Genomic DNA, 26,089 nt, shown 5'->3' on the forward strand with positions numbered 1-26,089 from the left:
TTAACACGGAACCAGCAAGGAGAGAACCGGGCGGATCGTCCACCCGGTTAAAGGATCAATGTGGCGCTTTTTCGCTTTCGTCAGCGTCCAGTACCACCTCTTCCGGGCGGATCACCGAGATCAGCTTGAAAATCAGGCTCAGGCCCACGCCGACGATGGTCGCCAGCGCCATGCCTTTCAGCTCGGCCGCACCGATGTGCACCTTCGCACCGCTCACGCCGATAATCAGAATGACCGAGGTGAGGATCAGGTTCTGCGCTTTGCTGTAATCCACTTTCGATTCAATCAGCACGCGAATCCCGGAGGCACCGATTACCCCATACAGCAGCAGCGAGACGCCGCCCATGACCGGCACCGGGATGATCTGAATCGCTGCCGCCAGCTTACCCACGCAGGAGAGCAGAATGGCAATAATCGCCGCGCCGCCAATAACCCAGGTGCTGTAGACGCGGGTGATTGCCATCACGCCGATGTTCTCACCGTACGTGGTGTTTGGCGTGGATCCGAAGAAACCGGAGATGATGGTGGAGAAACCGTTCGCAAACATGGAGCGGTGCAGACCCGGGTCGCGGATTAAATCACGCTTAACGATGTTCGCCGTTACCACCAGGTGGCCGACGTGCTCCGCAATCACGACCAGTGCGGCGGGCAGAATGGTGAAGATAGCAAACCACTCGAAGCGCGGGGTGTAGAAGGTTGGCAGCGCGAACCAGTGCGCCTCGGCAATCGGTGAGGTATCCACCACGCCCATCACGAAGGAGAGCGCATAGCCCGCCAGCACGCCGATCAGGATCGGGATAATCGCCATAAAGCCGCGGAACAGCACGGAGCCAAACACCGTCACGCCCAGCGTCACCATCGAGATAATGATGGTTTTAGAATCCGGCGATTGCCCGTCCGCAGGCAGCAGACCGGCCATATTCGCCGCCACGCCCGCCAGTTCGAGACCGATGACGGCAACGATTGCGCCCATCGCCGCAGGGGGGAACATCACGTCCAGCCAGCCGGTTCCGGCTTTCTTCACAATGAAGGAGACCAGGCAGAACAGTACGCCACACATGATAAAGCCGCCCAGCGCCACTTCATAACCCAGCGGCAGCAGCAATAGCACCGGAGAGATAAAGGCGAAGCTCGACCCGAGATACGCCGGGATTTTGCCTTTACAGATAAAGAGATACAGCAGCGTACCGATGCCGTTGAACAGCAGCACGGTAGCCGGGTTAATGTGAAACAGGATTGGCACCAGCACGGTTGCGCCAAACATGGCGAACAGGTGCTGCAAACTAAGCGGGATAGTCTGTAAAAGCGGCGGTCTTTCACTCACCCCGATAGCACGGCGCGTCATAGTGTTTTCCTCTGAGTTTTGTTGTTGGTGTTTTATTCAAAAAAAAGCCGACTATCAAAGTCGGCTTTTTTATCGTTATTCGATTATTTCGTACCAAAGATCTTATCGCCGGCATCGCCGAGCCCCGGGATGATGTATCCGTGCTCGTTAAGACCCTGGTCGATAGAGGCGGTGTACAGCTCAACGTCCGGGTGCGCTTTTTCCAGCGCCGCGATCCCTTCCGGTGCCGCAACGAGTACCAGCACCTTAATGCTGCTGCAGCCCGCTTTTTTCAGCAGGTCAATGGTGGCGATCATTGAACCGCCGGTCGCCAGCATAGGGTCAACCACCAGCGCCATACGTTCGTCGATGTTGGACACCAGCTTCTGGAAGTAAGGAACCGGCTCCAGCGTCTCTTCATTACGGTAGATACCGACCACGCTGATGCGCGCGCTGGGTACGTGCTCCAGCACGCCTTCCATCATGCCCAGACCGGCACGCAGGATAGGCACGACGGTAATTTTCTTCCCTTTGATCTGCTCAACCTGCACCGGGCCGTTCCAGCCTTCGATGGTGACTTTTTCCGTTTCCAGATCAGAGGTTGCTTCGTAGGTCAGCAGGCTGCCCACTTCAGAAGCCAGTTCGCGAAAACGCTTCGTGCTGATGTCATGCTCACGCATCAGGCCCAACTTGTGTTTAACGAGTGGGTGTTTCACTTCCACAATCTTCATTCTCTTTCTCCTCTGAGGTGGCATCCGCAAAAAAATCGCGGGATTATACCGCTTTTTTCGGATTGCGCCATACCCATCTTGCTTGACATATGTCAATCAAAGACAAAAAAGCCGGAGGCTGGGCTCCGGCTTGGGTGCGGGGTTCTGCCGGGTGGCGCTAACGCTTACCTGGCCTACACGTCCCTTAGGCCCGGTAAGCGCAGCGCCACCGGGCAATTATAGCTGCTCGCCGTTGCTCGCAATCACCTGCTTATACCAGTCGAAGGACTTTTTCTTGCTGCGGTTCAGCGTGCCGTTCCCTTCATTGTCTTTATCGACAAAGATAAAGCCGTAGCGTTTTTTCATTTCACCGGTGCCGGCAGACACAAGGTCGATACAGCCCCACGGGGTGTAGCCCATCAGGTCTACACCATCTTCCACCACCGCTTTTTTCATCTCGCGGATGTGCGCAGAAAGGTAATCAATGCGGTACCGATCGTTTACCGTGCCGTCACTCTCCTGCACGTCAATCGCGCCAAAGCCGTTTTCAACAATGAACAGCGGCAACTGGTAGTGATCCCAGAACCAGTTCAGGGAGTAGCGCAGCCCAACCGGGTCAATCTGCCAGCCCCAGTCGGATTTCTGCACATACGGGTTAGAGACCAGGCTCTTGCTCTCGTCGTAATCAAGCTGCGGGTTGTCCGCCGTCGCCTTGGTGGCAAAGGACATGTAATAGCTGAAGCCGATATAATCAACGCACCCCTGGCGCAGCGCTGCTTTATCCTCATCGGTAATATCCAGCGCGAACCCGCGACGTTCAAAGTAGTTGAGCAGATGTTGCGGGTACTTACCGCGGACGTGCACGTCGGTAAACCAGTAGCGACGGTGCATCGCATTCATCGCCATCATCATATCGTCCGGCGCGCAGGTCAGCGGATAGATAGGACACATAGCAATCATGCAGCCGATCTGCAGCGACGGATTAATTTCGCGTCCCGCCTTCACCGCCAGGGCGCTGGCCACCAGCTCGTAGTGCGCGGCCTGGAACATGACCGGCTCACGGTCTTCACCCGGCGCATACTTCAACCCGGAGTTGGTGAACGGCGCAAAATCTTCGTGGAAGTTAGCCTGGTTGTTGATCTCATTGAAGGTCATCCAGTATTTCACTTTATGCTGATAGCGCTGGAAGACCACTTTTGCAAAACGAACGAAAAAGTCGATCAGCTTACGGTTGCGCCAGCCGCCGTATTCCGTCACCAGGTGGAAAGGCATCTCGAAGTGAGAAAGCGTAATAACCGGTTCGATGCCGTACTTCAGGCATTCGTCGAACAGATCGTCATAGAATTTCAGGCCAGCCTCATTAGGCTCCCGCTCGTCGCCTTTCGGGAAGATACGCGTCCAGGCAATGGAGGTACGGAAACATTTGAACCCCATCTCGGCAAAGAGTCTGATGTCTTCTTTATAACGATGGTAGAAATCAATGGCTTCATGGTTAGGGTAATTCTTCCCTTCCAGCACGCCGTTGGTGATTTCACGCGGTACGCCATGCGCACCCGCCGTCATGACGTCGGCAACGCTTACGCCCTTGCCGCCCTCTTTCCAGCCGCCTTCCAGCTGATGCGCCGCAACGGCACCACCCCACAGAAAATCTGCTTTAAATCCTGACATTCGCTTTCCCTCATTCTGCGTTATTTTCTGCAAAAACAATTACAGAAACCGGTTTCAGTTCGATGATGTGCAAAGGGGTTATCCGTTGCAAGCAGATCACCGAAACCGGTTTCATTTTCGTGAACAGAGTCAAGTTTGTTGCCCCGCAATGGCCAGAGAGAAAAAAAGATCCCTCCACCGAGAATAGGCTCGCAAACGTTTGCCTGGACTGTTAGAATTGCGCCGATTTTTCTTACTAGCTATGCAATCGCGTGGGGACTTGAGCCGTGACCAACAAAACTTCTCTCAGCTACAAAGATGCCGGTGTTGATATTGACGCAGGTAATGCGCTGGTTGACCGAATCAAAGGTGTGGTGAAAAAAACCCGCCGCCCGGAAGTGATGGGTGGTCTGGGTGGATTCGGCGCACTGTGCGCGCTGCCGCAAAAATATCGTGAACCTGTTCTGGTCTCGGGAACTGATGGCGTAGGCACCAAACTGCGCCTGGCGATGGATTTAAAACGTCACGACACGATCGGTATCGATCTGGTTGCGATGTGCGTGAATGACCTGGTGGTTCAGGGTGCAGAACCTCTGTTCTTCCTCGATTACTACGCGACCGGCAAACTGGATGTGGATACCGCAGCCAGCGTCATTAACGGTATCGCCGAAGGCTGTCTGCAGTCCGGCTGCGCGCTGGTGGGCGGTGAAACCGCGGAAATGCCTGGCATGTATCACGGCGAAGATTATGACGTCGCAGGCTTCTGCGTCGGTGTAGTAGAAAAATCAGAAATTATCGACGGCAGCAAAGTGGCTGATGGTGATGTGCTGATTGCGCTGGCTTCCAGCGGCCCACACTCCAACGGCTACTCTCTGGTGCGCAAAATTCTCGAAGTCAGCGGTTGCGACCCACAAACCACTGAGCTTGAAGGTAAACCGCTGGCTGACCATCTGCTGGCCCCGACCCGCATCTACGTGAAAAACGTACTGGAGCTTATCGAGAACGTTGACGTTCACGCCATTGCTCACCTGACCGGCGGCGGCTTCTGGGAAAACATTCCGCGCGTCCTGCCGGATAACACCCAGGCGGTGATCGACGAATCCTCATGGCAGTGGCCGGCAGTCTTTAACTGGCTGCAGACCGCAGGCAACGTGAGTTCTCACGAAATGTACCGCACCTTTAACTGCGGCGTGGGCATGGTTATCGCCCTCCCAGCAAGCGAAGCCGATAAAGCGGTTAAGCTGTTGACCGAGAAAGGTGAAAACGCGTGGAAAATCGGTACGATTAAAGCCTCCGATTCCGAAGAGCGTGTGGTCATTGAATGAAAAACATCGTGGTGCTCATTTCCGGCAACGGAAGTAATTTGCAGGCCATCATAGACGCCTGTAAACAGAAGAAAATTAACGGCACCATTCGGGCAGTATTCAGCAACAAGGCCGACGCGTTCGGCCTTGAGCGCGCGCGGCAAGAGAGCATTCCCGCGCACGCGCTGGAAGCCAGCCAGTTCGCCGGGCGTGAAGCCTTCGACCGCGAACTGGTTCAAGAGATTGATGCCTATGCACCGGACGTGGTCGTACTGGCGGGCTATATGCGTATTCTGAGCCCGGCGTTTGTCGAACACTTCGCCGGGCGACTGCTGAATATCCACCCTTCCCTGCTGCCAAAATATCCCGGCCTGCACACACACCGTCAGGTGCTGGAAAATGGCGATGAGGAGCACGGTACCTCTGTGCATTTCGTCACCGACGAACTGGACGGTGGCCCGGTGATCCTGCAGGCGAAAGTCCCGGTCTTTGATGGCGACAACGAAGACGACGTGACCGAGCGCGTGCAAACCCAGGAACACGCCATCTACCCGCTGGTGGTCAGCTGGTTTGTTGACGGGCGTCTTGAAATGCGCGACGGTGCAGCCTGGCTGGACGGCGTTAAGCTTCCACCTCAGGGTTATGCGGCCGAAGAGTAGTTTGTTATGTCGGGTGGCGCTACGCTTACCCGACTTATTGCATTACCCGATATTGCCTCCCCCAACTCTCTAAAATCCCCAACAAAAAAAATAACTGTCATACTTTTCTGGCACTGTTGGACATATCGTGGAAATGCTCGCCATAATAAGGACGAGACGGATTTACCACGTCCTGTGATTGAACTGGAGTGTGAGCTGTAATGGGTCAGGAAAAGTTATATATCGAGAAAGAGCTAAGCTGGTTAGCATTTAACGAACGTGTACTCCAGGAAGCGGCCGACAAAAGTAACCCGCTGATCGAACGCATGCGTTTTTTGGGCATTTATTCCAACAACCTGGATGAGTTCTACAAGGTTCGCTTTGCCGAGCTGAAAAGACGGATCATCATCAGCGAAGAACAGGGCTTAAATTCTCACTCGCGTCATCTGCTGGGTAAAATCCAGTCCCGCGTGTTGAAAGCCGATCAGGAGTTTGACGGCCTGTATAACGAACTGCTGCTGGAGATGGCGCGCAATCAAATCTTCCTGATTAACGAACGTCAGCTTTCCGTTAACCAACAAAACTGGCTGCGCCACTACTTCAAACATTATCTCCGCCAGCACATTACCCCGATTCTGATTAACCGCGAAACCGACCTGGTGCAGTTCCTGAAGGATGACTACACCTATCTGGCCGTGGAAATTATTCGCGGTGAGTCCATCAGCTACGCGCTGCTGGAGATCCCGTCCGACAAGGTGCCGCGCTTTGTGAACCTGCCGCCGGAAACCCCGCGCAGACGCAAGCCGATGATCCTGCTGGATAACATCCTGCGTTACTGTCTGGACGACATCTTCAAAGGCTTCTTCGACTACGATGCGCTAAACGCCTACTCGATGAAGATGACCCGTGACGCCGAATACGACCTGGTCCACGAGATGGAAGCCAGCCTGATGGAGCTGATGTCCTCCAGCCTGAAACAGCGCCTGACGGCCGAGCCGGTCCGCTTTGTTTACCAGCGCGATATGCCGGACGCCATGGTGGAGATGCTGCGCGAGAAACTGACCATTTCGCGCTATGACTCCATCGTACCCGGTGGCCGTTACCACAACTTTAAAGACTTTATTGGCTTCCCGAACGTTGGCAAAGCCAACCTGGTGAACAAGCCGCTGCCGCGCCTGCGCCATCTCTGGTTTGATAAATTCCGCAACGGGTTTGACGCCATTCGCGAACGTGACGTCCTGCTCTACTATCCGTACCACACGTTTGAACACGTGCTTGAACTGCTGCGTCAGGCCTCTTTCGACCCGAGCGTGCTGGCGATCAAAATCAACATCTACCGCGTGGCAAAAGATTCCCGCATCATCGACGCGATGATCCATGCGGCGCACAACGGCAAAAAAGTGACCGTGGTAGTAGAGCTGCAGGCACGTTTCGATGAAGAAGCCAACATTCACTGGGCGCGCCGTCTGACGGAAGCGGGTGTGCACGTCATCTTCTCCGCGCCTGGGCTGAAAATTCACGCCAAGCTGTTCCTGATCTCCCGTAAAGAGGGCGAAGACGTGGTGCGTTATGCCCACATCGGAACCGGGAACTTCAACGAGAAAACGGCGCGGATTTACACTGACTACTCGCTGCTCACCGCCGATGCCCGCATCACTAACGAAGTGCGCCGTGTATTTAACTTTATTGAGAACCCGTACCGCCCGGTGAGCTTTGACTATCTGCTGGTCTCGCCGCAGAACTCGCGCCGCCTGCTGTACGATATGATCGATAAAGAGATCGCCAATGCCCAGAAAGGTTTGTCATCTGGCATCACGCTGAAGCTTAACAACCTGGTCGATAAAGGTCTGGTGGACCGTCTGTATGCGGCGTCCAGTTCCGGCGTGCCGGTTAACCTGCTCATCCGCGGCATGTGCTCGCTGATCCCGGAACTGGAAGGCATCAGCGACAATATTCGCGTTATCAGCATTGTTGATCGCTACCTGGAACACGATCGGGTCTATATTTTCGATAATGCGGGTGATAAACAGGTCTATCTCTCTTCGGCAGACTGGATGACGCGCAATATTGACTATCGAATTGAAGTCGCGACCCCGCTGCTGGATCCGCGCCTGAAACAGCGTATCCTCGACATTATCGAGATCCTGTTCAGCGATACGGTGAAAGCGCGCTATATCGACAAAGAACTCAGTAACCGCTATGTACCGCGCGGCAATCGTCGCAAAGTGCGGTCGCAACTGGCGATTTACGACTATATCAAATCACTCGAGCAACCCGATTAACCTATGCCGATAAATGATAAGACCCCACGCCCGCAGGAATTCGCCGCGGTCGATCTTGGCTCTAACAGTTTCCACATGGTCATCGCCCGTGAGGTGGATGGCGCGCTGCAGATCATCGGTCGTCTGAAGCAGCGCGTACACCTGGCGGATGGTCTTGATGAACGCAGCATGCTGAGCGAAGAGGCGATGGAGCGCGGCTTAAACTGCCTGTCCCTGTTTGCTGAGCGCCTGCAGGGCTTCTCGCCTTCCAGCGTTTGCATTGTGGGGACCCACACGCTGCGCCAGGCGCTGAACGCCCCGGAGTTCCTCAAGCGAGCCGAAAAAGTGATCCCCTACCCGATTGAGATCATCTCCGGTAACGAGGAAGCGCGTCTGATTTTCATGGGTGTTGAGCACACCCAGCCGGAAAAAGGGCGCAAGCTGGTTATCGACATTGGCGGGGGTTCTACGGAACTGGTGATCGGCGAAGACTTTGAGCCGCGTCTGGTGGAAAGCCGCCGTATGGGCTGCGTCAGCTTCGCGCAGATGTATTTCCCGGGCGGCGCCATCACCCGTGAAAACTTCCAGCGGGCGCGTATGGCCGCGGTCCAGAAGCTGGAAAATCTGGCCTGGCAGTACCGTATTCAGGGCTGGAACGTGGCGTTGGGCGCGTCGGGTACCATCAAGGCGGCGCATGAAGTCCTGCTGGCAATGGGTGAAAAAGACGGGTTTATCACGCCTGAACGCCTGACCCTGCTGACCGAAGAAGTGCTGAAGCATAAAAGTTTTGACGCCCTAAGCCTGCCGGGTCTTTCTGACGAACGTAAGGCGGTATTTGTACCGGGTCTGGCTATCCTCTGCGGCGTGTTTGATGCGCTTGCCATTAAGGAGCTGCGTCTCTCCGACGGTGCGCTGCGTGAAGGCGTGCTGTATGAGATGGAAGGCCGCTTCCGCCATCAGGACATTCGCAGCCGCACCGCGCAAAGCCTGGCCAACCAGTACAACATCGACCGCGAGCAGGCGAAGCGCGTGCTGGAAACAACGGTCCAGATGTACGAACAGTGGGAAGAACAGAATCCTAAGCTCGCGCACCCGCAGCTTGCCGCCCTGCTGAAATGGGCCGCGATGCTGCACGAGGTGGGGCTGAACATTAATCACAGCGGAATGCACCGCCATTCGGCCTATATTCTGCAAAACAGCGATCTGCCTGGCTTTAACCAGGAGCAGCAAACCATGATGGCGACGCTGGTGCGTTATCACCGCAAGGCCATCAAGCTCGACGATCTGCCGCGCTTCACGCTGTTCAAGAAGAAGCAGTTCCTGCCGCTCATCCAGCTGCTGCGTCTGGGCGTGCTGCTCAATAACCAGCGTCAGGCCACCACGACGCCGCCGACGCTGAAGCTGACAACCGACGATCACCACTGGACGCTGAGCTTCCCGCACGACTGGTTCAGCCAGAACGCGCTGGTCCTGCTGGATCTGGAAAAAGAGCAGCAGTACTGGGAAGCGGTCACCGGCTGGATGCTCAAAATCAAGGAAGAGAGCGCCGACGTCGCCGCATGATGACTCAGGCGTCCGCGGTGGACGCCTCAGTTTCCGCCAGTGACTCAAGCGCAACCGGCTTGCCAATCAGATAACCCTGCACATAATCGATGCCTAGCGCGTGAACCGCGCTACGTATCTCTTCGGTCTCGACATACTCCGCCACCACCAGCATCTTCTTCATGCGTGCCAGATGGCAGATAGACGCCACAATCTGATAGTCCAGACTGTTGTTGACGATATTACGGATGAAGCTGCCGTCAATCTTGAGAATGTCGGCATCCACGCTTTTCAGCCGCGCATAGCTCGCATAACCGGTACCGAAATCATCAATCGCAATGCGTACCCCCATTTTCTGCAACTGCCTGAGGATGTGTAGCGCCTGTTCCGCGTTGCAGAAGGTGCTGCACTCCGTCACTTCAAAGATCAGCTGCCACGGCTCGATGGCATAGTGGGTCAGCAGACGACTCACCTCGAGCGGGAACTGCACCCGACACACCGTTGAAGGGGCCAGATTAATGGCAAAGCGCTGGCCGGGCAGTTTCTCGCGGTGCGCTGCAAGGAAGCGCAGCGTGTGGTCCAGTACCCACAAATCCACCCGCGAAGAGAGTCCAAACTCCTGGGCAACGGGCAGGAATTGTTCAGGCGAGATTAACAGCCCGTTTGCATCGGTCATGCGCAGCAGCACTTCGTGATAGCTGTCCCCCCGCAGGCCGCGCACGGGCTGAACCAGCAGCGTGAATTCGTTGTTATCCAGCGCACGCTGCAGGCGACTCATCACCGCGACTTTATCCTTCAGGCTACGCTGCAGGTGGACGGCACCACGTTGCTGAAGGTTTTCCGGGTGGTTAGAGGAGAGCGACAGGTCAGCCACTACCCCCAGCTCGCCCAGCACCAGATAGAGGTGGTTGACGGGCGAACGTACATAGCAGTAGCTCACGCCCACCTGCGGCTGCAACGGTATGCCATCCCAGATAAAGCGGAACTGTTTGATATGCTCGTCCAGAGTTTCAATCCGCTGCTGGTGCGATTCCGCGTTAAGGCGAATCGCCAGGTCACAGCCCGTGAGGTGATAAACCTTTTCGTTGGACTGGAGCCTGGCATTAATCCATTGCGCCAGCCGCTGTTTGTACTGAATGCGCAGCAACACGCCATAGTTACGCCCCAGAATCTCCAGCTCAGGAATACGCACTAAACAGAGCGCCGACCACGGGTTTTTCGCCAGATCGCGCGACAGCGCCCGCAGGTTAGGCATATGCATAACCGGGTCGAGTAACGCCAGCCTGCGGGCACGCTTGTTCACCGCGCGCTGCCGGGTCGCCAGCATCGACATGTAAATCACCACGAACGAAAAGACCAGGTAACTGGAAGAGGTGATCGCCAGCTGAATGTCGTATCCCTGGTTGATTGGGATATAGCGGTAAAAATAGTGGATAGACACCAGCAGTATCGGCGTCCAGATAAGCGAAATCAGCTTATAGCCAAAGCGCATCGCCCCCCAGAGCATCACCGGCATCAGCAACGACAGGGTATAGTTGGTGGTGAAAATGGAACTGTTTTCATTCATCGGGAGCAGCAGCAGCGAAATCAGCCCGCCGAGCGCAACAGCCCAAATCAGAAACTCAGCGGGCGTCACTTTTGCGTCTATCTGGCTACGGATCTGCGAGATGAGACTGTTGAGATAACGCGGATGACGAATCAGGCGGATCAGCAGATAACATAGCGGCACGCCCGTCAGCCCGCTGACCAGCAGGGCCTGATAGTTGATCAGCGTGCGAATATTAAAAGGGTTCAGCCCCGCCAGGCTCTGACGACTCTCATATATGCCGAGATACACCGCAAACTGGAACAGCACCAGAAACAGCGTCGCAGGGCAGAAGGCCTGCCAGAACATACGCTGCGCCATCAGCCGCACGTCGCCATAGGCCGTCATATTTCGTCTGGGCGCAAAAACCCGATAGCCGCCCCAGCTGAGCACTAACGGGACGATAAAATGGAACACACCGGCGACGGTTTCGAACAGCCCGACCGACGGGTAATAGCGAATAAACAGCGCCAGTACAATACCGGGCAGAGCTTCCAGACCAAAAAACATCATCAGCGAAAGCAAAAAAGAGAGCGGTAAATAATAGAGCGCCGCAATGCCGTCGCCCAGCTGCGTGAACGTATTCGCCACGCTCAGCACGGGCAGTAACCCCACCGGCAAAATAAGCGGCAATGCCCACCAGCGGTTTTTATTGTTTTTAAGAAAAGCGAAAATGTTCATAGATGCCCGGTTAAACCCCTTTTACTCCAGAGGGAAAATAAAGACAGGCATCCAACCTGACCTGACGCCGCCCCGGTGATGTGCAGGGCGAACAGTGTGGAGGAGGGATTTTAAATACCAGAGCCGGGAATCCGTTGACTTAAATCAAACTATTTTATGCAAATAAGCCTTACATGCGTTTTTTTTGAAATAATTTTCCTCATATTATCAATATGGTAAATGCAACAATCAATTTCAATAACAATAATTAATGTAAACACTGACGGTTATTTACACATTGCGGAATTGACCCTGTCTTTCCGCTGTGCCTTAATATCCCCATCGCCCAAAAGGGCATGCCCAGGAAAAAGAGAGTGAGTCAGGCCACGCGTATGCGCAAACGACACCGTTTTAACACCCGAATGACCCGCATCATACTGCTCATCAGCTTTCTGTTTTTCTTTGGCCGCTTCGTTTACTCTTCCATTGGCGCCTGGTATCACCATCAGGACAAGATCCAGTCGCAGCAAACGGGTCTGGTGGTCGACGCCCCCGAGCGCTAGTCACAACATCGGGCTTCCCTGCCCTTAGCTGTTAAAGCACGAATCCACCGTCAATGGTCAGGCTCGCTCCGGTCATATACCCAGACTCTTCTCCCGAAAGCCATGCGGCAAGCGATGCGATCTCCTCAGGCTGCCCAATGCGTTTCAAAGGGATATGTGCAGTGATCTGCTCTTCCATTCCGGCCGTCATATCCGTGGCGATGGGACCGGGCTGGATATTGTTGATTGTGATCCGCTTCGGAGCCAGATCCAGCGCCAGGTTTTGCACCATGGCTGCCACCGCAGCTTTGCTCATCGCATAAACGCTACTTCCCGCATGCCCGGTTCGCACAGCGGTATTGCTGCCAATGGTGATTATCCTCCCCCCTTCCCTCATTCGCTTAGCTGCCGCCTGGACAGAGAGGAAAACGCCGCGCACGTTCACCGACAGGGTGGCGTCCAGATCGTCCAGTTGATAATCCTCAAGCATGCCCAGCCGCAGTACGCCTGCGTTCACTACGGCAACATCCAGCCTGCCGTAATGGTTAATCGTGGCATCGACCGCGGCCTGAATCGCCGTTGCGTCAGCGCTATCAGCGTTAATCGCCAGCGCCACCCCGCCCGCATCAGTAATGGATGAGACGAGAGCATTAGCCCGGTCCGGGCGTGATACCCATGTCACGGCAACGCGATAGCCTTCCTTCGCCAGCCGCGTCGCTATAGCCGCGCCAATTCCGCGTGCGCCGCCGAAAATCAATGCAACTTTTTCACTCTTCATGATGTTTTCTCCGGGAAGTATCCGCATCGGATGGATGCGCCTGAAGGCACCATGCCAGCAAACGTCTCGTCATGCTCAGACGAAATGTATCTCACCGTATCTCCCCCACCAGGCTTACGCATCGATACAAAAATCCCACTTAAGCAAACAGACGCGATACATAAAAATGGTCTGCTGTCTCTCGTGACATAAACCCACGAGGAGATACCGAAATGATTCGCCAGCATCTGTTACTTCCTTTACTCGCTCTGACGTCTTCCGTCTGCGCCGCGCCCCTGAGCAACCTCAGCGCCGCCGATGTTAATGGCCCAGCCGCCGTTGCGCCGTTGGTACAGCCGCAGCCGCCCGCAAAGCTGATAGTCGATCCACCGCTTGCCGGGCCGCTGAGCAAAGGCGCGGTGTTTATTCAGTACCGGGCCGAAAACCTGCGCATTGAACCTGTATTTGGGCCCGACGCGCTGAAAGTCACACCTCGCATCGGCCACATCCACGTCGTGGTAGATGACGCGCCGTGGCACTGGGCTGACGCCAGCGGAGAGCCGGTGATTCTGGTGGGTCTGCCCGCCGGTAAGCACAAGGTGACGATTATTCTGGCCGATCCGACGCATAAGCCCCTCGATCACAAAACCATCGAATTCACCGTGCCGCCCCACGCGGCGATCCACCATTTTTAAGGAGTCTGAAGATGAAAGCACTGTCTGTACTGACAGCAGGCCTGCTGGCGCTTTCGGCCAGCGCTTTTGCAGAGAATAAAACCAGCGTCGTGCTGGTACATGGCGCGTTTGCCGACGGCAGCAGCTGGAATAAGGTGATTACCCGGCTGCAAAAACACCATACCGAGGTCATCGCCGTTCAGCTCCCGCTTACGTCGCTAAAAGATGACGTTGCGGCCACCCAGCGCGCCATCGCCCGTGCTAAGGGGGACGTCGTGCTGGTCGGTCACTCCTGGGGTGGCACCGTGATTAGCGAAGCGGGCAACGATGCACGGGTTAAATCGCTGGTTTACGTGGCGGCGTTCGCGCCGGATTCCGGCCAGTCGACGGCAGAGCTGGCGAATACCTTCCCGGCCCCGCCCGGAAGTGCAGGCATCGCTAAAACGGCTGACGGCGACTTATACCTGCCGACCGAAGCCGTCAGGAAGGATTTCGCACCGGATGTGAAACCGGCTGAACAACTGACCATCGCCGCCACGCAGGGGCCAATTAAAGCCGATGCATTTGGCGAAAAGGTCACTCACGCCGCGTGGCACGATAAACCGAGCTGGTATGTGGTGAGTGAGAATGACCGGATGATTAACCCCGCGCTTGAGCGCGCGATGGCGAAGACGATCCACGCGAAAACCACCGGGGTCGCGGCGAGTCACGTGTCGATGGTGAGCCAGCCAGAGGCCATCGCCCGAACGATTGAGCAGGCGTTAGAAGCAAGGTAAGCGTTTCACAGGCCGGGTAAGCGCAGCTCCACCCGGCAAAAAATCCGCTTCAGTGCTTGCCTGTAGCGGGATAATCCTGATTAATCCACGCGTGGTCTTCTTCCCAGGTAAACATCCATTTGCGTACCGGGCCGGCCATCACGTTGAGGTAATAGCTGTCGTACCCGGCCATCGTCGCCACCGGGTGATATCCCTTCGGCACCATGACCACATCACGGTCGTAGACCGCCATGCACTCGTCCAGCGTTCTGTCGTCGGTGTAGACGCGCTGCATGCAGAACCCCTGCTCCGGGTTGAGGCGATGGTAGTAGGTCTCCTCCAGATAGGTTTCCTGCGGCGGATTATCCGTGTCGTGCTTGTGGCTCGGGTAGGAACTGGTACACCCTTCGTTGGTCCAGACCTCCACTACCAGCAGGCTGTCGGCAGATTTACCTTCCGGCAGAATGTTATGCACATAGCGCTGGTTGTGCCCCTTGCCGCGCGCCTCGCCGTCGATGTCCTGCGGCGCAATCAGCCGCGTCGGGTATGTGCCTTTGCCCGGCGCAGCGCAGACGGCCAGCTCCAGCGTCGTCAGCGCCGTCACCTGCACCGTCTCCTGCGGGGTGACGTACACCGCCCACGGCTTAATGCGCTCAAACGGGCTCATCCGCTCGCCAATATCGTTAAACTGCGCGGAGGGCGTGCTGATGGAGGCGCGTCCGGCGACCAGCACCAGGCAGCGCTCTTCGTTGATGGCGGGCAGCGTCAGCACCTGCCCCTCCTGCAATTCATATGCCTCAAAACCGACATATCCCCATCCCGCACTTTCCGGCGTAACGGACTGGGTGCGCCCCTCAGCATTCGGCTGTTGCCAGCGTGATAACAGACGTGACATGTCACCTCCTCAGATAAGCCCGGCGTCGTGCGCCAGGCGGCTCAGGTTGTTATACCCCAGACGGGCATAGGTCAGCGGATGGGCAATCGCCGGATCCTGCTCCGCCTCGACCACCAGCCAGCCGTGATAATCCTGCGCTTTCAGCAGCCGCATGATCGGCGGGTAATCGACGCATCCGTCACCCGGTACGGTAAATACGCCGCTTAGCACCGCATCGAGGAAGCTGGTTTTGCGGTTTTTAACGTCCGCCAGCACGTCGGCACGCACGTCTTTGCAGTGAACGTGGTTGATGCGCGACGCCCAGCGCTGCGCCACCGCCAGCGGGTCGGCTCCGGCAAAGGTCAGATGGCCGGTATCCAGCAGTAACCCCACTTCCTCACCGGTGTGGGTCATCAGGTTGTCCACGTCGTCGGCGGACTCAATCACCGTGCCCATATGGTGATGGTAGGCAATCTGCACCCCCTGCTGCTGCGTATAGCGGGCAAATTCGCTGAGCTTCTCCCCGTACTCCTTCCAGCGTTCCTGCGGGAAGCGCGGGCGCAGATGCACCGGGGTCTGCTGCTCGCCGTGAATACAGCCGCTCACTTCCGCAAAGACCAGCACCTTCGCCCCCAGCTCGCGCAACAGCGTCAGGTGGGGCTGCACGGCGGCGATCTCCTCCTCCACGCTGCGCTCCAGCAGGCGGCCAGAGTACCAGCCGGAGACCAGCTGCAGGTCGTGGCGCTGTAAAATCGGGCCGAGCAGGCGCGCCTCGCGCGGGAATTTATTGCCCAGTTCGAAACCGGCAAAACCGGCCTCTTTGCCTTCGCTCAGGCAGGTCTCCAGCGACGTCTCCGCGCCGAGGGAAGGCAGATCGTCGTTCGTCCACGTCAGCGGGTTAATGCCCAGTTGTACACTCATTGTCGTCTCCATTATGCGTGTCCGCGCTCGCGCCACCAGGCGATAAGCTGCAGGTAGTTGTCCCGGATGCGCGCCACCAGCTGCGCATCGTCAATATCGTGTTTCAGCCACGCGCGGGAGGCGTCGCCAAACAGCGTGCGCCCCACGGCGAAGCCTTTAACCAGCGTCTGCCCTGCGGCGGCTTTGAAGTCGGCACGCAGCTGCTCTGCCGGGGCATCCAGACCGAGGATCACCACCCCGCGGCAGTGCGGGTCCCGACGTTCGATAATCTCGTTCAGTGCCGTCCAGCCGCTGGCTGAGAGCGGCGGCAGTTTCCACCAGTCAGGGTAAATCCCCAGGTTGTAGAAACGGGAGATGGCGCGCAGGTAGAGCGCGTCGCTGCGCGGCATGCTGGCGGGCAATATCACCTCCAGCAGCAGTTCATGCCCGGACTGGCAGCAGGCGTGGTACACCTCGGCGATTTTCTGCTCCTGCTCAAGGCGCAGGCCGTGGGCATCTTCCGGATGGAAAAAGACCAGACATTTCACCACGTGCTCCTGCGGCCAGCTGATGAGCTGGGTGCCGATGTTACCGTGCTCCATCTCCAGCGGCCGGGAGCCCGGCAGCTCGATGGGACGACCAATCCACCACCCTTCCCCGGTGATGGCGTTTAGCGCATCCTGACCAAAGGTGCCGTCGCACAGCAGACCGGCTTTACCCTCCAGCCCGGCGCGGTTTGCCGCCTCGCGGCTGGCCTGGAGGATCAGCTGCTTCAGTGCCGGAATGCGCCCGATCGACGCACCGCACTGCAGCGCCATCTCTTCCAGCTGGCTGCGATGGTCGAAAGCCATCACGCACAGCTCCGGCCATTCGCGACGGCGGGTCGTCACCCGGTGGAGATGGTTAAGACGCGGGTCAAGATCCGGGCGCGGAACACGTGCGGCGCGAGAAAGATAATCATCCAGCTCTGTTTTGCTCGGCATCGCCGGAGCGCAGCCGTGGCGGGAGACCACCAGCGCACCGCAGGCATTGGCATAGCGGCACGCCTGCTCCCAGCCTTCGTCGTTCAGGTAACCGCGCAGCAGGCCGGACATAAACGCGTCCCCTGCGCCGAGGACATTCAGCACCTCGACGCGCACGCCGGTCACCGTCAGGCCGTCGTCCAGACGAGGCGGAATGGCATCGGTATAGACCGAACAGCCCAGCGCGCCGCGTTTGCAGACCAGCGTAGCCTGACTCACGCCACGCACCTGCGCCAGCGCCTGCAAGGTATCGGTGCTGCCGCCCGCAATGTGGAACTCCTCCTCGGTGCCGACAATCACGTCGAAGAGGTGCAGCACCTCCTGCAGCTCGCGGGTGACCTTATCGGCGGCGATAAAGCGCGTTTCCCCGTCGCCTAAGGAGGTCAGCCCCCACAGCACCGGACGGTAGTCGATATCCAGCACCGTGCGCACGCCGTGGCGGCGGGCATAGCCCAGCGCCGTCAGCACCGCCTCGCGGGTCTGGGGATGAGAAAGGTGAGTCCCGGTGATGGCAAGACACCGTGCGGAGGCAATGTAACTTTCGTCCACATCGCTGGCGGTAATCGCCATATCCGCGCAGTTATCGCGATAAAAAATCAGAGGAAAAGTGTCCCGGTCTTTAATGCCGAGCAGCACCAGCGCCGTGAGGCGTTCTTTGTCGGTAATCAGATGGCTGGTATCGCAGCCCACCTGGTTTAACTCTTCCCGCAGGAAGCGGCCCATATGTTCATCGCCGACGCGCGCCAGCATCGACGAGCGTAACCCCTGTCGCGCGGTGCCGTACGCCACGTTGCCGGACGACCCGCCAAGATATTTGGCGAAGCTCGACACATCTTCCAGACGGGCGCCAATTTGCTGACTGTAGAGGTCTACCGCCACGCGGCCCATGCATATCACATCAAACTGCTTTTCCACGTTGAACCCTCTTCAGACAATGTCGTTCACGTTCAGCCAGCGGCCTTCCAGGTGTGAGAGTGCTATCGCGTCCAGCACGCGAGACACCTTCCAGCCCTCTTCGAAGTCCGGCCACATCGGCGCGTCGGCGGCAATCCCGTCCACCAGGTCACGCACCTCCACCGTTTTTTGATCGTTAAAGCCAATCCCATGGCCTGCCCCCATGCAGAACGCACCGTAGTCCGGGTGAGCCGGGCCGACGAGCAGCGTGCGGAACCCCTGACGGTTCACCGGGTCGTCATGTAGATAGAGCTTCAGCTCGGCCATGCGCTCCTGAGTGAAACTGATGGCACCTTTCGTCCCGGTGATGACATACGACAGCCCCATCTTGCGGCCGCAGGCGACGCGGGAGGTTTCAATGACGCCCTGCGCCCCGCCCGCAAAACGCACCATCGCGTGGGCCTGATCCTCGTTTTCGACGGCAATCATCTCTGCCGAACCCGCCTTCGCCGGACGTGCCGGGACCACGATCTTCAGGTCGCCGCAGACCTGCTCGATATCTCCCACCAGGTACTGGGCCATATTGACGATATGCGCCGCGAGGTCACCCAGCGCCCCCAGGCCTGCGGTCTCTTTGAAGCAGTGCCAGTGAATGGGCGAGAGCGGGTCGGCCATATAATCTTCGTTGTGAGTGCCGTAGAAGTGGATCACCTCGCCAATCTCACCGCGCGCGATAATCTCCTTCGCCAGCTGCGCGGTCGGGTTTTTCATGTAGTTGAACCCCACCAGCGTTTTCACCCCTGCCCGCTTTGCGGCGTCGACCATTTCACGCGCGTCATGGGCGTTGAGCGCCAGCGGCTTTTCGGAGTAGACGTGTTTGCCGTGACGGATCGCCTCCAGCGCCATCTCTTTATGCAGATGGTTGGGAGAGCAAATATCCACCACGTCAATGGCCGGGTCGGCCACCAGCGCCCGCCAGTCCCCGGTGGAGCGGTTGAAGCCAAACGCCTGCGCCCGCGCTGCCGCCAGTTCCGGCGTAACTTCCGCCACCATCTCGCGCACCAGCCTGCCGCGCAGGTTGAACACCGTCGGGGCCTGGGCATAGGCGATGGCGTGCGCCTTGCCGATATACCCGGTGCCAATCAATCCAATACGAACCTCTTTCATCATGATCCTCACAGTGCGCCGCGACGGCTCTTGGCGTAGGTGTCAAACGCCACCGCCAGAACGATAATTAATCCGGTGATAATTTGCTGGTAGTAGGCTGAGACGTTCATCAGCACCAGGCCGTTAATCAGAATGCCCATGATGATGGAGCCGATAATGGTGCCGCCAATACGCCCGTAACCGCCCATCAGCGAGGTACCGCCGATCACCACCGAGGCGATGACGCGCAGCTCAAAGGAGATCCCGGCTACCGCCTCGGCGCTTCCCAGACGCGCGCTCAGAATGAAGCCCGCCAGCCCCGCCAGACAGCCAATCAGCACGTAGACGCTGACCAGCACGCGCTTGACGTTCACCCCCGCCAGGCGTGCCGCCTCCGGGTTTCCGCCAATGGCGTAGACGAAACGGCCCCAGCGGGTTTTATGCAGCGCCAGATACCCCCCCAAGGCGACGAGGGCGAATATCCAGATAGGAATGGAGATGCCGAGCAACTCCCCGCGCCCCCACCAGCGGTAACCCGGGTCGAAACCGGCAATCGGCGCGCCGTCGTTAATCACCAGCGTCAGGCCACGCCAGATGGTCATCCCGCCGAGGGTGACTATAAACGGCGGCAGGCGCAGGCGCGTGACGCCCAGACCATGCAGGAAGCCAATTGCCGTGCCCATCGCCAGACAAATCCCCAGCCCAATCAGCCAGCTCATGCCTCCCCAGGCGTTCGGGTCGACGGTGGTGAAGTTGTCGCCCTTGATCACGTACGCCGCAGTCATGGCGCACACCGCCAGAATGGAGCCGACGGAGAGGTCGATCCCGGCGGTCAGGATGACGAAAGTCATCCCCACGGCCATGATCCCGTAGATGGAGACTTCGGTTAATATGTTGAAAATATTGCGTTCAGAGAAAAAGTTGCTGTTCTGCGACTGGAAGAAGATCAGCAGCAGGATCATGAAAATCAGCACCCCGAATCGCTCGAAGAAGGCGATGGGATCGATACGTCCGGCGCGTTTGACCGGGGCCTGCGTTTTAGAAATCATCTGCGTCATGAGAAACTCCGTTATGCCGCGTTCAGGGCGTTGTGGTTGATGGCCATCATCGTCATCAGCCGTTCTTCGTTAGCGTCGTCACCGTGGATCTCGCCGGTCACCCGCCCTTCACTGAGGGTGATGATCCGGTCAGATACCGCCATCACTTCAGGCAGATCGGAGGAGATCACGATCACCGCCACGCCCTTTTTCGCCATCTCAAACAGCACCTGGTGCACTTCCGATTTGGTGCCCACGTCGATACCGCGCGTCGGCTCATCGACAATCAGCACGCGAGGATTGAGCGCCATGCAGCGCGCGAGGATCACCTTTTGCTGGTTACCGCCGGAGAGCTTGCGCACCTCCTGCGCGCTGTTGACCATTTTGATCTGCAGCGCCTGGCGGTAGGACTCAATCAGATCGTCCTCTTTGCGGGTATTCACGAACCAGCGCCACTGCAGCAGCGAGGAGAGGCAGGAGAGCGACAGGTTGTCGCGAATCGACAGCCCCAGCACCGCCCCCTCTTTTTTACGGTCTTCCGGTACCAGCGCCACGCCCTGATCGAGGGCGTAGAGCGGGTCGCGCGGCTGGTACGGCACGCCGTCCAGCTCAAAGCTGCCGGAGGTAAAGGCATCTGCGCCGAACAGACAGCGCGCCACTTCGGTACGCCCCGCGCCCACCAGGCCAGCAATCCCTAACACTTCCCCGGCGTGGACGTGGAAGCTGATGTCGTGCAGGGCAATGCCGTGGGGATCGAGCGGCGGCTTCTCGCGGCTCAGCCCCTTCACCGCCAGGCGGACGGGTTTATCTTCATGATGCGTTTCGCTGGCCGGACGACGATTAAAGGCCACGTCGCGCCCGACCATCAGGCGGATCAGCTGCTCAACGTTGGTTTCCACCACCGCACCGGTACCGGTGAAACGGCCGTCCTGGAAAACGGTGAAGCGGTCGCAGAGCTGGAAAACTTCATGCAGACGGTGGGTAACGTAAATAATGCTCACCCCGCGGTTTTTCAGCTCACGTACCACGCGGTGCAGGCTTTCCACCTCGCTGTCGCTCAGCGCGGCAGAAGGTTCATCCATGATAATCAGCCTGGCGTTGAGGGTCAGCGCCCGGGCAATCTCCACCATCTGCTGCTGGGCGACGCTCAGGCGGGCCACCGGCGTGGTTGGCGCAACGTTCAGCTGCAGGTAATCGAGAATGACCTGCGCCTCCTGGTTAACCGCTTTTTCGTCGACGATCAGGTTACGTTTGCGCGGTTCGCGCCCGAGAAACATGTTTTCCGCGACGGTCATATTGGGCAGCAGGTTAAATTCCTGATAGATGGTGATAATGCCCTTGTTTTGCCGCTCAACGGGGGAATCATCCACCGGCAGCATTTCGCCGTTAAACCAGATATCCCCCCGGGTTTGCGGCTGCGCGCCCGCGAGCGCCTTCAGCAGCGTGGATTTTCCCGCTCCGTTTTCCCCCAGCAGGGCATGGATCTCCCCCGCGCCGACGGTCAGCTGAGCGCTGCTCAGCGCCCAGACGCCGGAAAAACTTTTGGCCAGGTCGGTCACTTTCAGTAAGGGTTGCGACATCGGTCTGCTCCTCCTTTAGAGTGCGCCGCCGCTCGCGCGGCGGCTGCGGATACGTCAGTTACCGGCCTCACCGATACGTTCAGCCTGCTGCAGATTCTCTTTGGTGATCAGCGTCGGCGGGTAGTCGGCCCCGGTGATGGCTTTCTTCTCGCGCACGTTGGCCACCAGCTGGCTCATCGCCGTCTGCACCGCAAAGCCCGGACGCTGATCCGCCGTTACCGCCAGCCAGCCGTCGCGCACGCGGGCCAGCGCTTCCGGTACCGCATCAAAACCAGTGACCAGAATTTCGCCCGGCTTCACGCCCTGGCTCTGCAGCGCTTCAATCGCGCCCAGCGCCATATCGTCGTTAGCGGAGAGGATCACCTGCGGGCGTTTCGGCAGAGAAGGCAGAACGCTTTCCACGATGCGCATCCCTTCCGAACGCATCCAGTTTCCGGTCTGATCGGCGACGATCTTGTACTTATCCCCACCCGCCTTCAGGCTGTCGCGGATCCCTTTGGTGCGTTCAATATTGGAGGAGGAGCCCGGCTGACCGGTCAGCAGAATAATCTCCGCCCCGTCGGGGAATTTGGTTTTCACGAAGTCGCCAATCGCCTGGCCGCCTTTGTAGTTGTTAGCCCCGAAGTGCGGCACTTTTTTCTGGCTGTCGACGGAGCGGTCAAGGGTCACCACCGGCAGCTTCGCATCCTGAATTTCATCTACCGCGCTGGAGACGGCGTTTACGTCATTCGGGGAGACGATAAAGCCCTGCGCCCCACGGGTGATGGCATTTTCCAGGTCAGCCACCTGTTTCGGTGAACTGCCCTGCCCGTCCAGCACCTGAAGCTTCACGCCCATCTCTTTTGCGGCTTTCACCGCCGTGCGCTGCATGTGTACTTCAAACGGCATGGCCAGGTTTGGCGTACTGAAAACAATTTGCTCGTTTTCGGCGAGGGCAGCCCCGGACGTCATGGCGATGAGGGCGGCTACGATCAGTTTTTTCATTATTATGTCTCTCTGTGTAGGGTGGTTGTGTTTAGAGGACGATCTCGCGCTGGCTACGCAGCGACTCCAGCGCTTTATCCGCGAGGTACAGCGCACGTTCACCATCATCACCGCTGCAGTCAGGCACCGCTTCGCCGCGCAGGACCGCAACAAAGTGTTCCCATTCCGCAGCGTAAGCGGATTTGTAGCGCTGCAGGAAGAAGTGTTCCGGCAGCGCGCTGGTGCAGCCCTGTTTGCCGTAGTGCTGCACCTGGTTTTCCAGAATATTGCCCGCGCACAGCAGCCCTTCGGAGCCGTGCAGCTCCAGGCGCTGGTCGTATCCGTAAGATGAGCGGCGGCTGTTGACGATGGTCGCCATCGCGCCGGAGGCATATTTCAGAACGATAAATGCGGTGTCGATATCCCCCGCCTCGCCAATCGCCGGATCGACCAGGTTACTGCCCTGGGCATAGACCGACACCGGCTCTTCGCCCATGATGAAGCGCGCCATATCAAAGTCGTGAATGGTCATATCGCGGAACATGCCGCCAGAGACGCGCACGTACTCTGCAGGCGGCGGAGACGGATCGCGGGAGATAATCAGCAGCGATTCCGGCTTGCCGATGCGCCCGGCCTGGGCGTCGGTTTTCACCCGGCGGAACTGTGGGTCAAAGCGGCGGTTAAAGCCGATAAACAGCGGCACATCGTACTCTTTGACCACTTTCAGGCAGTCGCGCACGCGGGCAAGGTCGAGGTGGACCGGCTTTTCGCAGAAGATAGCCTTGCCGTGGCGGGCGGCCATTTCAATCAGGTCCGCGTGAGTATCGGTGGCGGAGGCAATCAGCACGGCGTGAACGTTAGGGTCGGTCATCGCTTCATCCAGGCTCTGCTGACGGGCCTGATACTGCGTGGCGAGACGGGTGGCAAATTCCTGATTCGGGTCAACCACGGACCAGAGCGTGGTCGCGCCGTGGCTGGCGATGTTAGCTGCATGTACCTGGCCAATTCGGCCAGCGCCCAGTAAAGCAATGTTAAACATAACGGCTCCCGGTGTTGGTGAATGCTGTGAACTAACGACCCTATAAATAAAACATTTATTTCATTTTTATAAATAGTGAAAATTATGTTTTTGAGTGCGGGTTAACACTTTTGAGATGAATGAGATAAATTTTGTTATCAATCTCACAACATAGGAGAACAGCCATTTCCCCCTCACCCCAGCCCTCTCCCTCAAGGAGAGGGAGTAAAAACCGCACCGATTCGTCCCCTCTCCCTGAGGGAGAGGGTTAGGGTGAGGGGAAACAAAAAAATGAAATGAAAATTTCGTTACGGCGGGAAAACTTAATACTGGCGGGCTTTTTTCACCTGCGCCTGCGTTTGCAGAGCGGCTTCACGCACGGCAGAAGACGCCGCCACCTGCGCGTCGCCGGTTCGCCACCACGAGGCGTAGTCATGGGTCATGGTCTTCGGGAGCACCTTGATGTCCAGCAGCGTAGGGCCCGGATGCGCGCGTGACGCCTCCAGCGCCGCCAGCAGGCTTTGCTCATCGTTCACCCGCCACGCGCGGCAGCCGTAACTTTCCGCGTTTTGGGCAAAATCGACCTTCACCAGCGGCCCGTCCAGCCGTCCGGTTTCCGGGTTGCGATGGCGGTTTTCGGTACCAAAGCTCCCCATGCCGTGCCCCATCTGGAGGTTGTTAATGCAGCCAAAGCTGGCGTTATCAAACAGCAGAACGGTGACCTTAATCCCCTCCTGCACCGCGGTTTGCAGCTCGGAGTGCAGCATCATGTACGAGCCATCCCCCACCATGGCGTACACCGGCTGGTCGGGTCTGGCGAGCTTCGCACCGATGGCCGCCGCAATCTCGTAGCCCATGCAGGAGTATCCGTATTCCAGGTGATAGCTGTCCGGCGTTTTCACCTGCCAGAGCCGCTGTAAATCGCCCGGCAGCGATCCGGCCGCCCCCACCACGATGGCGCTATCTTCAATATGCTGGTTGATCAGCCCCAGCACCCGCGTCTGGGTCAGGCGGGTGTTGAGCGTTTCGCCATATTCCACCAGTTGGATATCCAGGTGCCCCGCCACTTCGGGCGCATCAGCAGGATGCCACTGGCGATCCCACAGGCGACGGCACTCGTCGCGCCACGCGGATTTCGCCTGGGCGATCGCGTCTCCCCAGCTGCTGCGATAATCCCTGAGCGCGTGGGTTAAGGCCTGAAGCCCGGTTTGAGCATCGGCGATCAGTGCGGTGGCGTCCAGCTTCAGGGCGTCAAACTCCGCCACGTTCAGCAGCAGGAATTCGACGTCCGGATGGGAAAAGAGCGCCTTGGAGCCGGTGGTAAAGTCAGTAAGACGCGTGCCGATGCCAATCACTAAATCCGCCTGGGGCGCGAGCTGGTTGGCTGCCAGTCCCCCCGTCACCCCAACGCCACCCAGGTTAAGTGGGTGGTCACTTACCAGCGCCCCCTTCCCGGCCTGGGTTTCGGCAAACGGCAGATGCAGCGTCTCGACAAATTCGCGAAACGCCTCATGCGCGCCGGAATAGCGCACGCCGCCGCCGCACACCACCAGCGGACGACGCTTGCGGGCGATCAGCGCCCGCGCCTGCACCAGACGCTGCGGGTCAGGCGGACGACGTTCGATGTGGTGCACGCGGCGCGCGAAGAAGCTCAGGGGATAATCCCAGGCTTCCCCCTGCACGTCCTGCGGCAGGCAGAGGGTCACCGCCCCGGTATTGGCGGGGTCAGTAAGCGTTCGCATCGCGCTTAGCATGGCGCTCATCAGCTGCTCGGGACGGTTGATACGGTCCCAGTAGCGGGAGACAGGACGGAAGCAGTCGTTGGTGCTGATGCTGAGATCGTGATACTGCTCGATCTGTTGCAGCACCGGGTCCGGCTGGCGGCTGGCGTAGATATCGCCCGGCAGCAATAGCAGCGGAATGCGGTTCGCCGTAGCGGTTGCCGCCGCGGTCACCATATTGGCGGCGCCCGGCCCGACGGAGGAGGTGACGGCGAAAATGCGCTGACGGCGGTGCTGTTTGGCGAATCCCGTCGCCATATGGGCAATGCCCTGCTCGTTGCAGCCCTGCATCACCTGCAAATGGCCCGGATCTTGTTCCAGCGCCTGGCCGATGCCGAGCACGTTACCGTGCCCGAAAATAGTCGCCACGCCCTCCACGAAGGGCATTTCGTCGCCATCCACGCTGACGTATTGTTGATTAAGGAATCGGACCAGCGCCTGGGCCATAGTCATACGTTCGGTTTGCATAACGCCT

Annotated in this window: 21 protein-coding genes; 7 read left to right on the top strand and 14 right to left on the bottom strand. The window is 58.1% G+C overall.

The genetic code is table 11. The annotated features are described in order from the left end of the window. Positions 1–55: 55 nt before the first annotated feature. From uraA to ACOTY9_RS07110, 3 genes are all read right to left on the bottom strand, one after another. Positions 56–1,345 carry a uracil permease gene (gene uraA / locus ACOTY9_RS07100; RefSeq protein ID WP_348565349.1) on the bottom strand — a complete coding sequence of 430 codons (1,290 nt, stop codon included), beginning with the start codon at positions 1,343–1,345 and terminating at the stop codon, positions 56–58. Between the two features lie 83 nt (positions 1,346–1,428). Further along, positions 1,429–2,055, bottom strand: coding sequence for a uracil phosphoribosyltransferase (upp, locus tag ACOTY9_RS07105; protein ID WP_008501641.1), 627 nt, complete (start codon positions 2,053–2,055; stop codon positions 1,429–1,431). A gap of 216 nt (positions 2,056–2,271) precedes the next feature. Continuing rightward, positions 2,272–3,702 carry a 6-phospho-beta-glucosidase gene (locus ACOTY9_RS07110; RefSeq protein WP_014884777.1) on the bottom strand — a complete coding sequence of 477 codons (1,431 nt, stop codon included), beginning with the start codon at positions 3,700–3,702 and terminating at the stop codon, positions 2,272–2,274. A gap of 266 nt (positions 3,703–3,968) precedes the next feature. Here ACOTY9_RS07110 and purM point away from each other — a divergent pair, with 266 nt between their 5' ends. The 4 genes from purM (at position 3,969) to ppx (ending at position 9,447) form a co-directional block, all read left to right on the top strand. Next, complete coding sequence (gene purM, locus ACOTY9_RS07115; protein WP_023331057.1) at positions 3,969–5,006, top strand: phosphoribosylformylglycinamidine cyclo-ligase; 1,038 nt, start codon at positions 3,969–3,971, stop codon at positions 5,004–5,006. After that, a complete protein-coding gene (purN, locus tag ACOTY9_RS07120) occupies positions 5,003–5,644 on the top strand; it encodes a phosphoribosylglycinamide formyltransferase (protein ID WP_348565348.1) in 642 nt (213 codons plus the stop codon). The genes purM and purN overlap by 4 nt, the downstream gene beginning before the upstream one ends. A gap of 200 nt (positions 5,645–5,844) precedes the next feature. Then, positions 5,845–7,905, top strand: a complete 2,061-nt coding sequence (ppk1, locus tag ACOTY9_RS07125) for a polyphosphate kinase 1 (RefSeq protein WP_014884780.1) — start codon at positions 5,845–5,847, stop codon at positions 7,903–7,905. Positions 7,906–7,908: 3 nt separating this feature from the next. Continuing rightward, entirely contained in the window at positions 7,909–9,447 is a 1,539-nt protein-coding gene (gene ppx / locus ACOTY9_RS07130) for an exopolyphosphatase (protein ID WP_014884781.1), read from the top strand. Between the two features lie 4 nt (positions 9,448–9,451). Here the strand turns inward: ppx and ACOTY9_RS07135 are convergent, their stop codons facing one another. Next, complete coding sequence (locus ACOTY9_RS07135) at positions 9,452–11,692, bottom strand: EAL domain-containing protein (protein WP_014884782.1); 2,241 nt, start codon at positions 11,690–11,692, stop codon at positions 9,452–9,454. Between the two features lie 371 nt (positions 11,693–12,063). Between ACOTY9_RS07135 and ACOTY9_RS07140 the strand changes: the two genes are divergently transcribed. Next, the gene (locus ACOTY9_RS07140; RefSeq protein ID WP_047026901.1) at positions 12,064–12,234 is read left to right on the top strand and encodes a YfgG family protein; all 171 of its coding nucleotides are present in this window, start codon (positions 12,064–12,066) and stop codon (positions 12,232–12,234) included. 31 nt (positions 12,235–12,265) lie between these two features. On the opposite strand, the gene ACOTY9_RS07145 is transcribed toward ACOTY9_RS07140, so the two are convergent. Next, positions 12,266–12,991, bottom strand: a complete 726-nt coding sequence (locus tag ACOTY9_RS07145) for a 3-oxoacyl-ACP reductase family protein (RefSeq protein ID WP_075210164.1) — start codon at positions 12,989–12,991, stop codon at positions 12,266–12,268. Between the two features lie 212 nt (positions 12,992–13,203). On the opposite strand from ACOTY9_RS07145, the gene ACOTY9_RS07150 reads away from it, so the two are divergent. Then, positions 13,204–13,665 carry a DUF6130 family protein gene (locus ACOTY9_RS07150; RefSeq protein ID WP_348565347.1) on the top strand — a complete coding sequence of 154 codons (462 nt, stop codon included), beginning with the start codon at positions 13,204–13,206 and terminating at the stop codon, positions 13,663–13,665. Between the two features lie 11 nt (positions 13,666–13,676). Further along, positions 13,677–14,420, top strand: coding sequence for an alpha/beta fold hydrolase (locus ACOTY9_RS07155; protein WP_023331062.1), 744 nt, complete (start codon positions 13,677–13,679; stop codon positions 14,418–14,420). A gap of 49 nt (positions 14,421–14,469) precedes the next feature. Here ACOTY9_RS07155 and iolB read toward each other — a convergent pair whose 3' ends face one another. From iolB to iolD, 9 genes are all read right to left on the bottom strand, one after another. Then, positions 14,470–15,294, bottom strand: a complete 825-nt coding sequence (iolB, locus tag ACOTY9_RS07160) for a 5-deoxy-glucuronate isomerase (RefSeq protein ID WP_023331063.1) — start codon at positions 15,292–15,294, stop codon at positions 14,470–14,472. A 9-nt stretch (positions 15,295–15,303) separates the two neighbouring features. Continuing rightward, positions 15,304–16,194 carry a myo-inosose-2 dehydratase gene (gene iolE, locus ACOTY9_RS07165; RefSeq protein WP_014884789.1) on the bottom strand — a complete coding sequence of 297 codons (891 nt, stop codon included), beginning with the start codon at positions 16,192–16,194 and terminating at the stop codon, positions 15,304–15,306. A gap of 11 nt (positions 16,195–16,205) precedes the next feature. Continuing rightward, on the bottom strand, positions 16,206–18,110 hold the full coding sequence (locus ACOTY9_RS07170) for a bifunctional 5-dehydro-2-deoxygluconokinase/5-dehydro-2-deoxyphosphogluconate aldolase (protein ID WP_023331065.1): 1,905 nt from the start codon (positions 18,108–18,110) through the stop codon (positions 16,206–16,208). Positions 18,111–18,122: 12 nt separating this feature from the next. Beyond that, a complete protein-coding gene (locus ACOTY9_RS07175) occupies positions 18,123–19,256 on the bottom strand; it encodes a Gfo/Idh/MocA family protein (RefSeq protein ID WP_014884791.1) in 1,134 nt (377 codons plus the stop codon). Positions 19,257–19,264: 8 nt separating this feature from the next. Then, on the bottom strand, positions 19,265–20,293 hold the full coding sequence (locus tag ACOTY9_RS07180; protein ID WP_014884792.1) for an ABC transporter permease: 1,029 nt from the start codon (positions 20,291–20,293) through the stop codon (positions 19,265–19,267). Positions 20,294–20,304: 11 nt separating this feature from the next. After that, on the bottom strand, positions 20,305–21,852 hold the full coding sequence (locus ACOTY9_RS07185; RefSeq protein ID WP_180262311.1) for a sugar ABC transporter ATP-binding protein: 1,548 nt from the start codon (positions 21,850–21,852) through the stop codon (positions 20,305–20,307). 54 nt (positions 21,853–21,906) lie between these two features. Further along, entirely contained in the window at positions 21,907–22,836 is a 930-nt protein-coding gene (locus ACOTY9_RS07190) for a sugar ABC transporter substrate-binding protein (RefSeq protein ID WP_008502118.1), read from the bottom strand. Between the two features lie 31 nt (positions 22,837–22,867). Continuing rightward, positions 22,868–23,854: an inositol 2-dehydrogenase gene (gene iolG, locus ACOTY9_RS07195; protein WP_023294280.1), complete on the bottom strand. Its 987-nt coding sequence runs from the start codon at positions 23,852–23,854 to the stop codon at positions 22,868–22,870. A gap of 302 nt (positions 23,855–24,156) precedes the next feature. Next, positions 24,157–26,082, bottom strand: a complete 1,926-nt coding sequence (gene iolD, locus ACOTY9_RS07200) for a 3D-(3,5/4)-trihydroxycyclohexane-1,2-dione acylhydrolase (decyclizing) (protein ID WP_348565346.1) — start codon at positions 26,080–26,082, stop codon at positions 24,157–24,159. Positions 26,083–26,089: the final 7 nt, after the last annotated feature.

It is taken from the genome of Enterobacter cloacae complex sp. SHL012, assembly GCF_049237505.1.
Lineage (GTDB): Bacteria > Pseudomonadota > Gammaproteobacteria > Enterobacterales > Enterobacteriaceae > Enterobacter > Enterobacter kobei.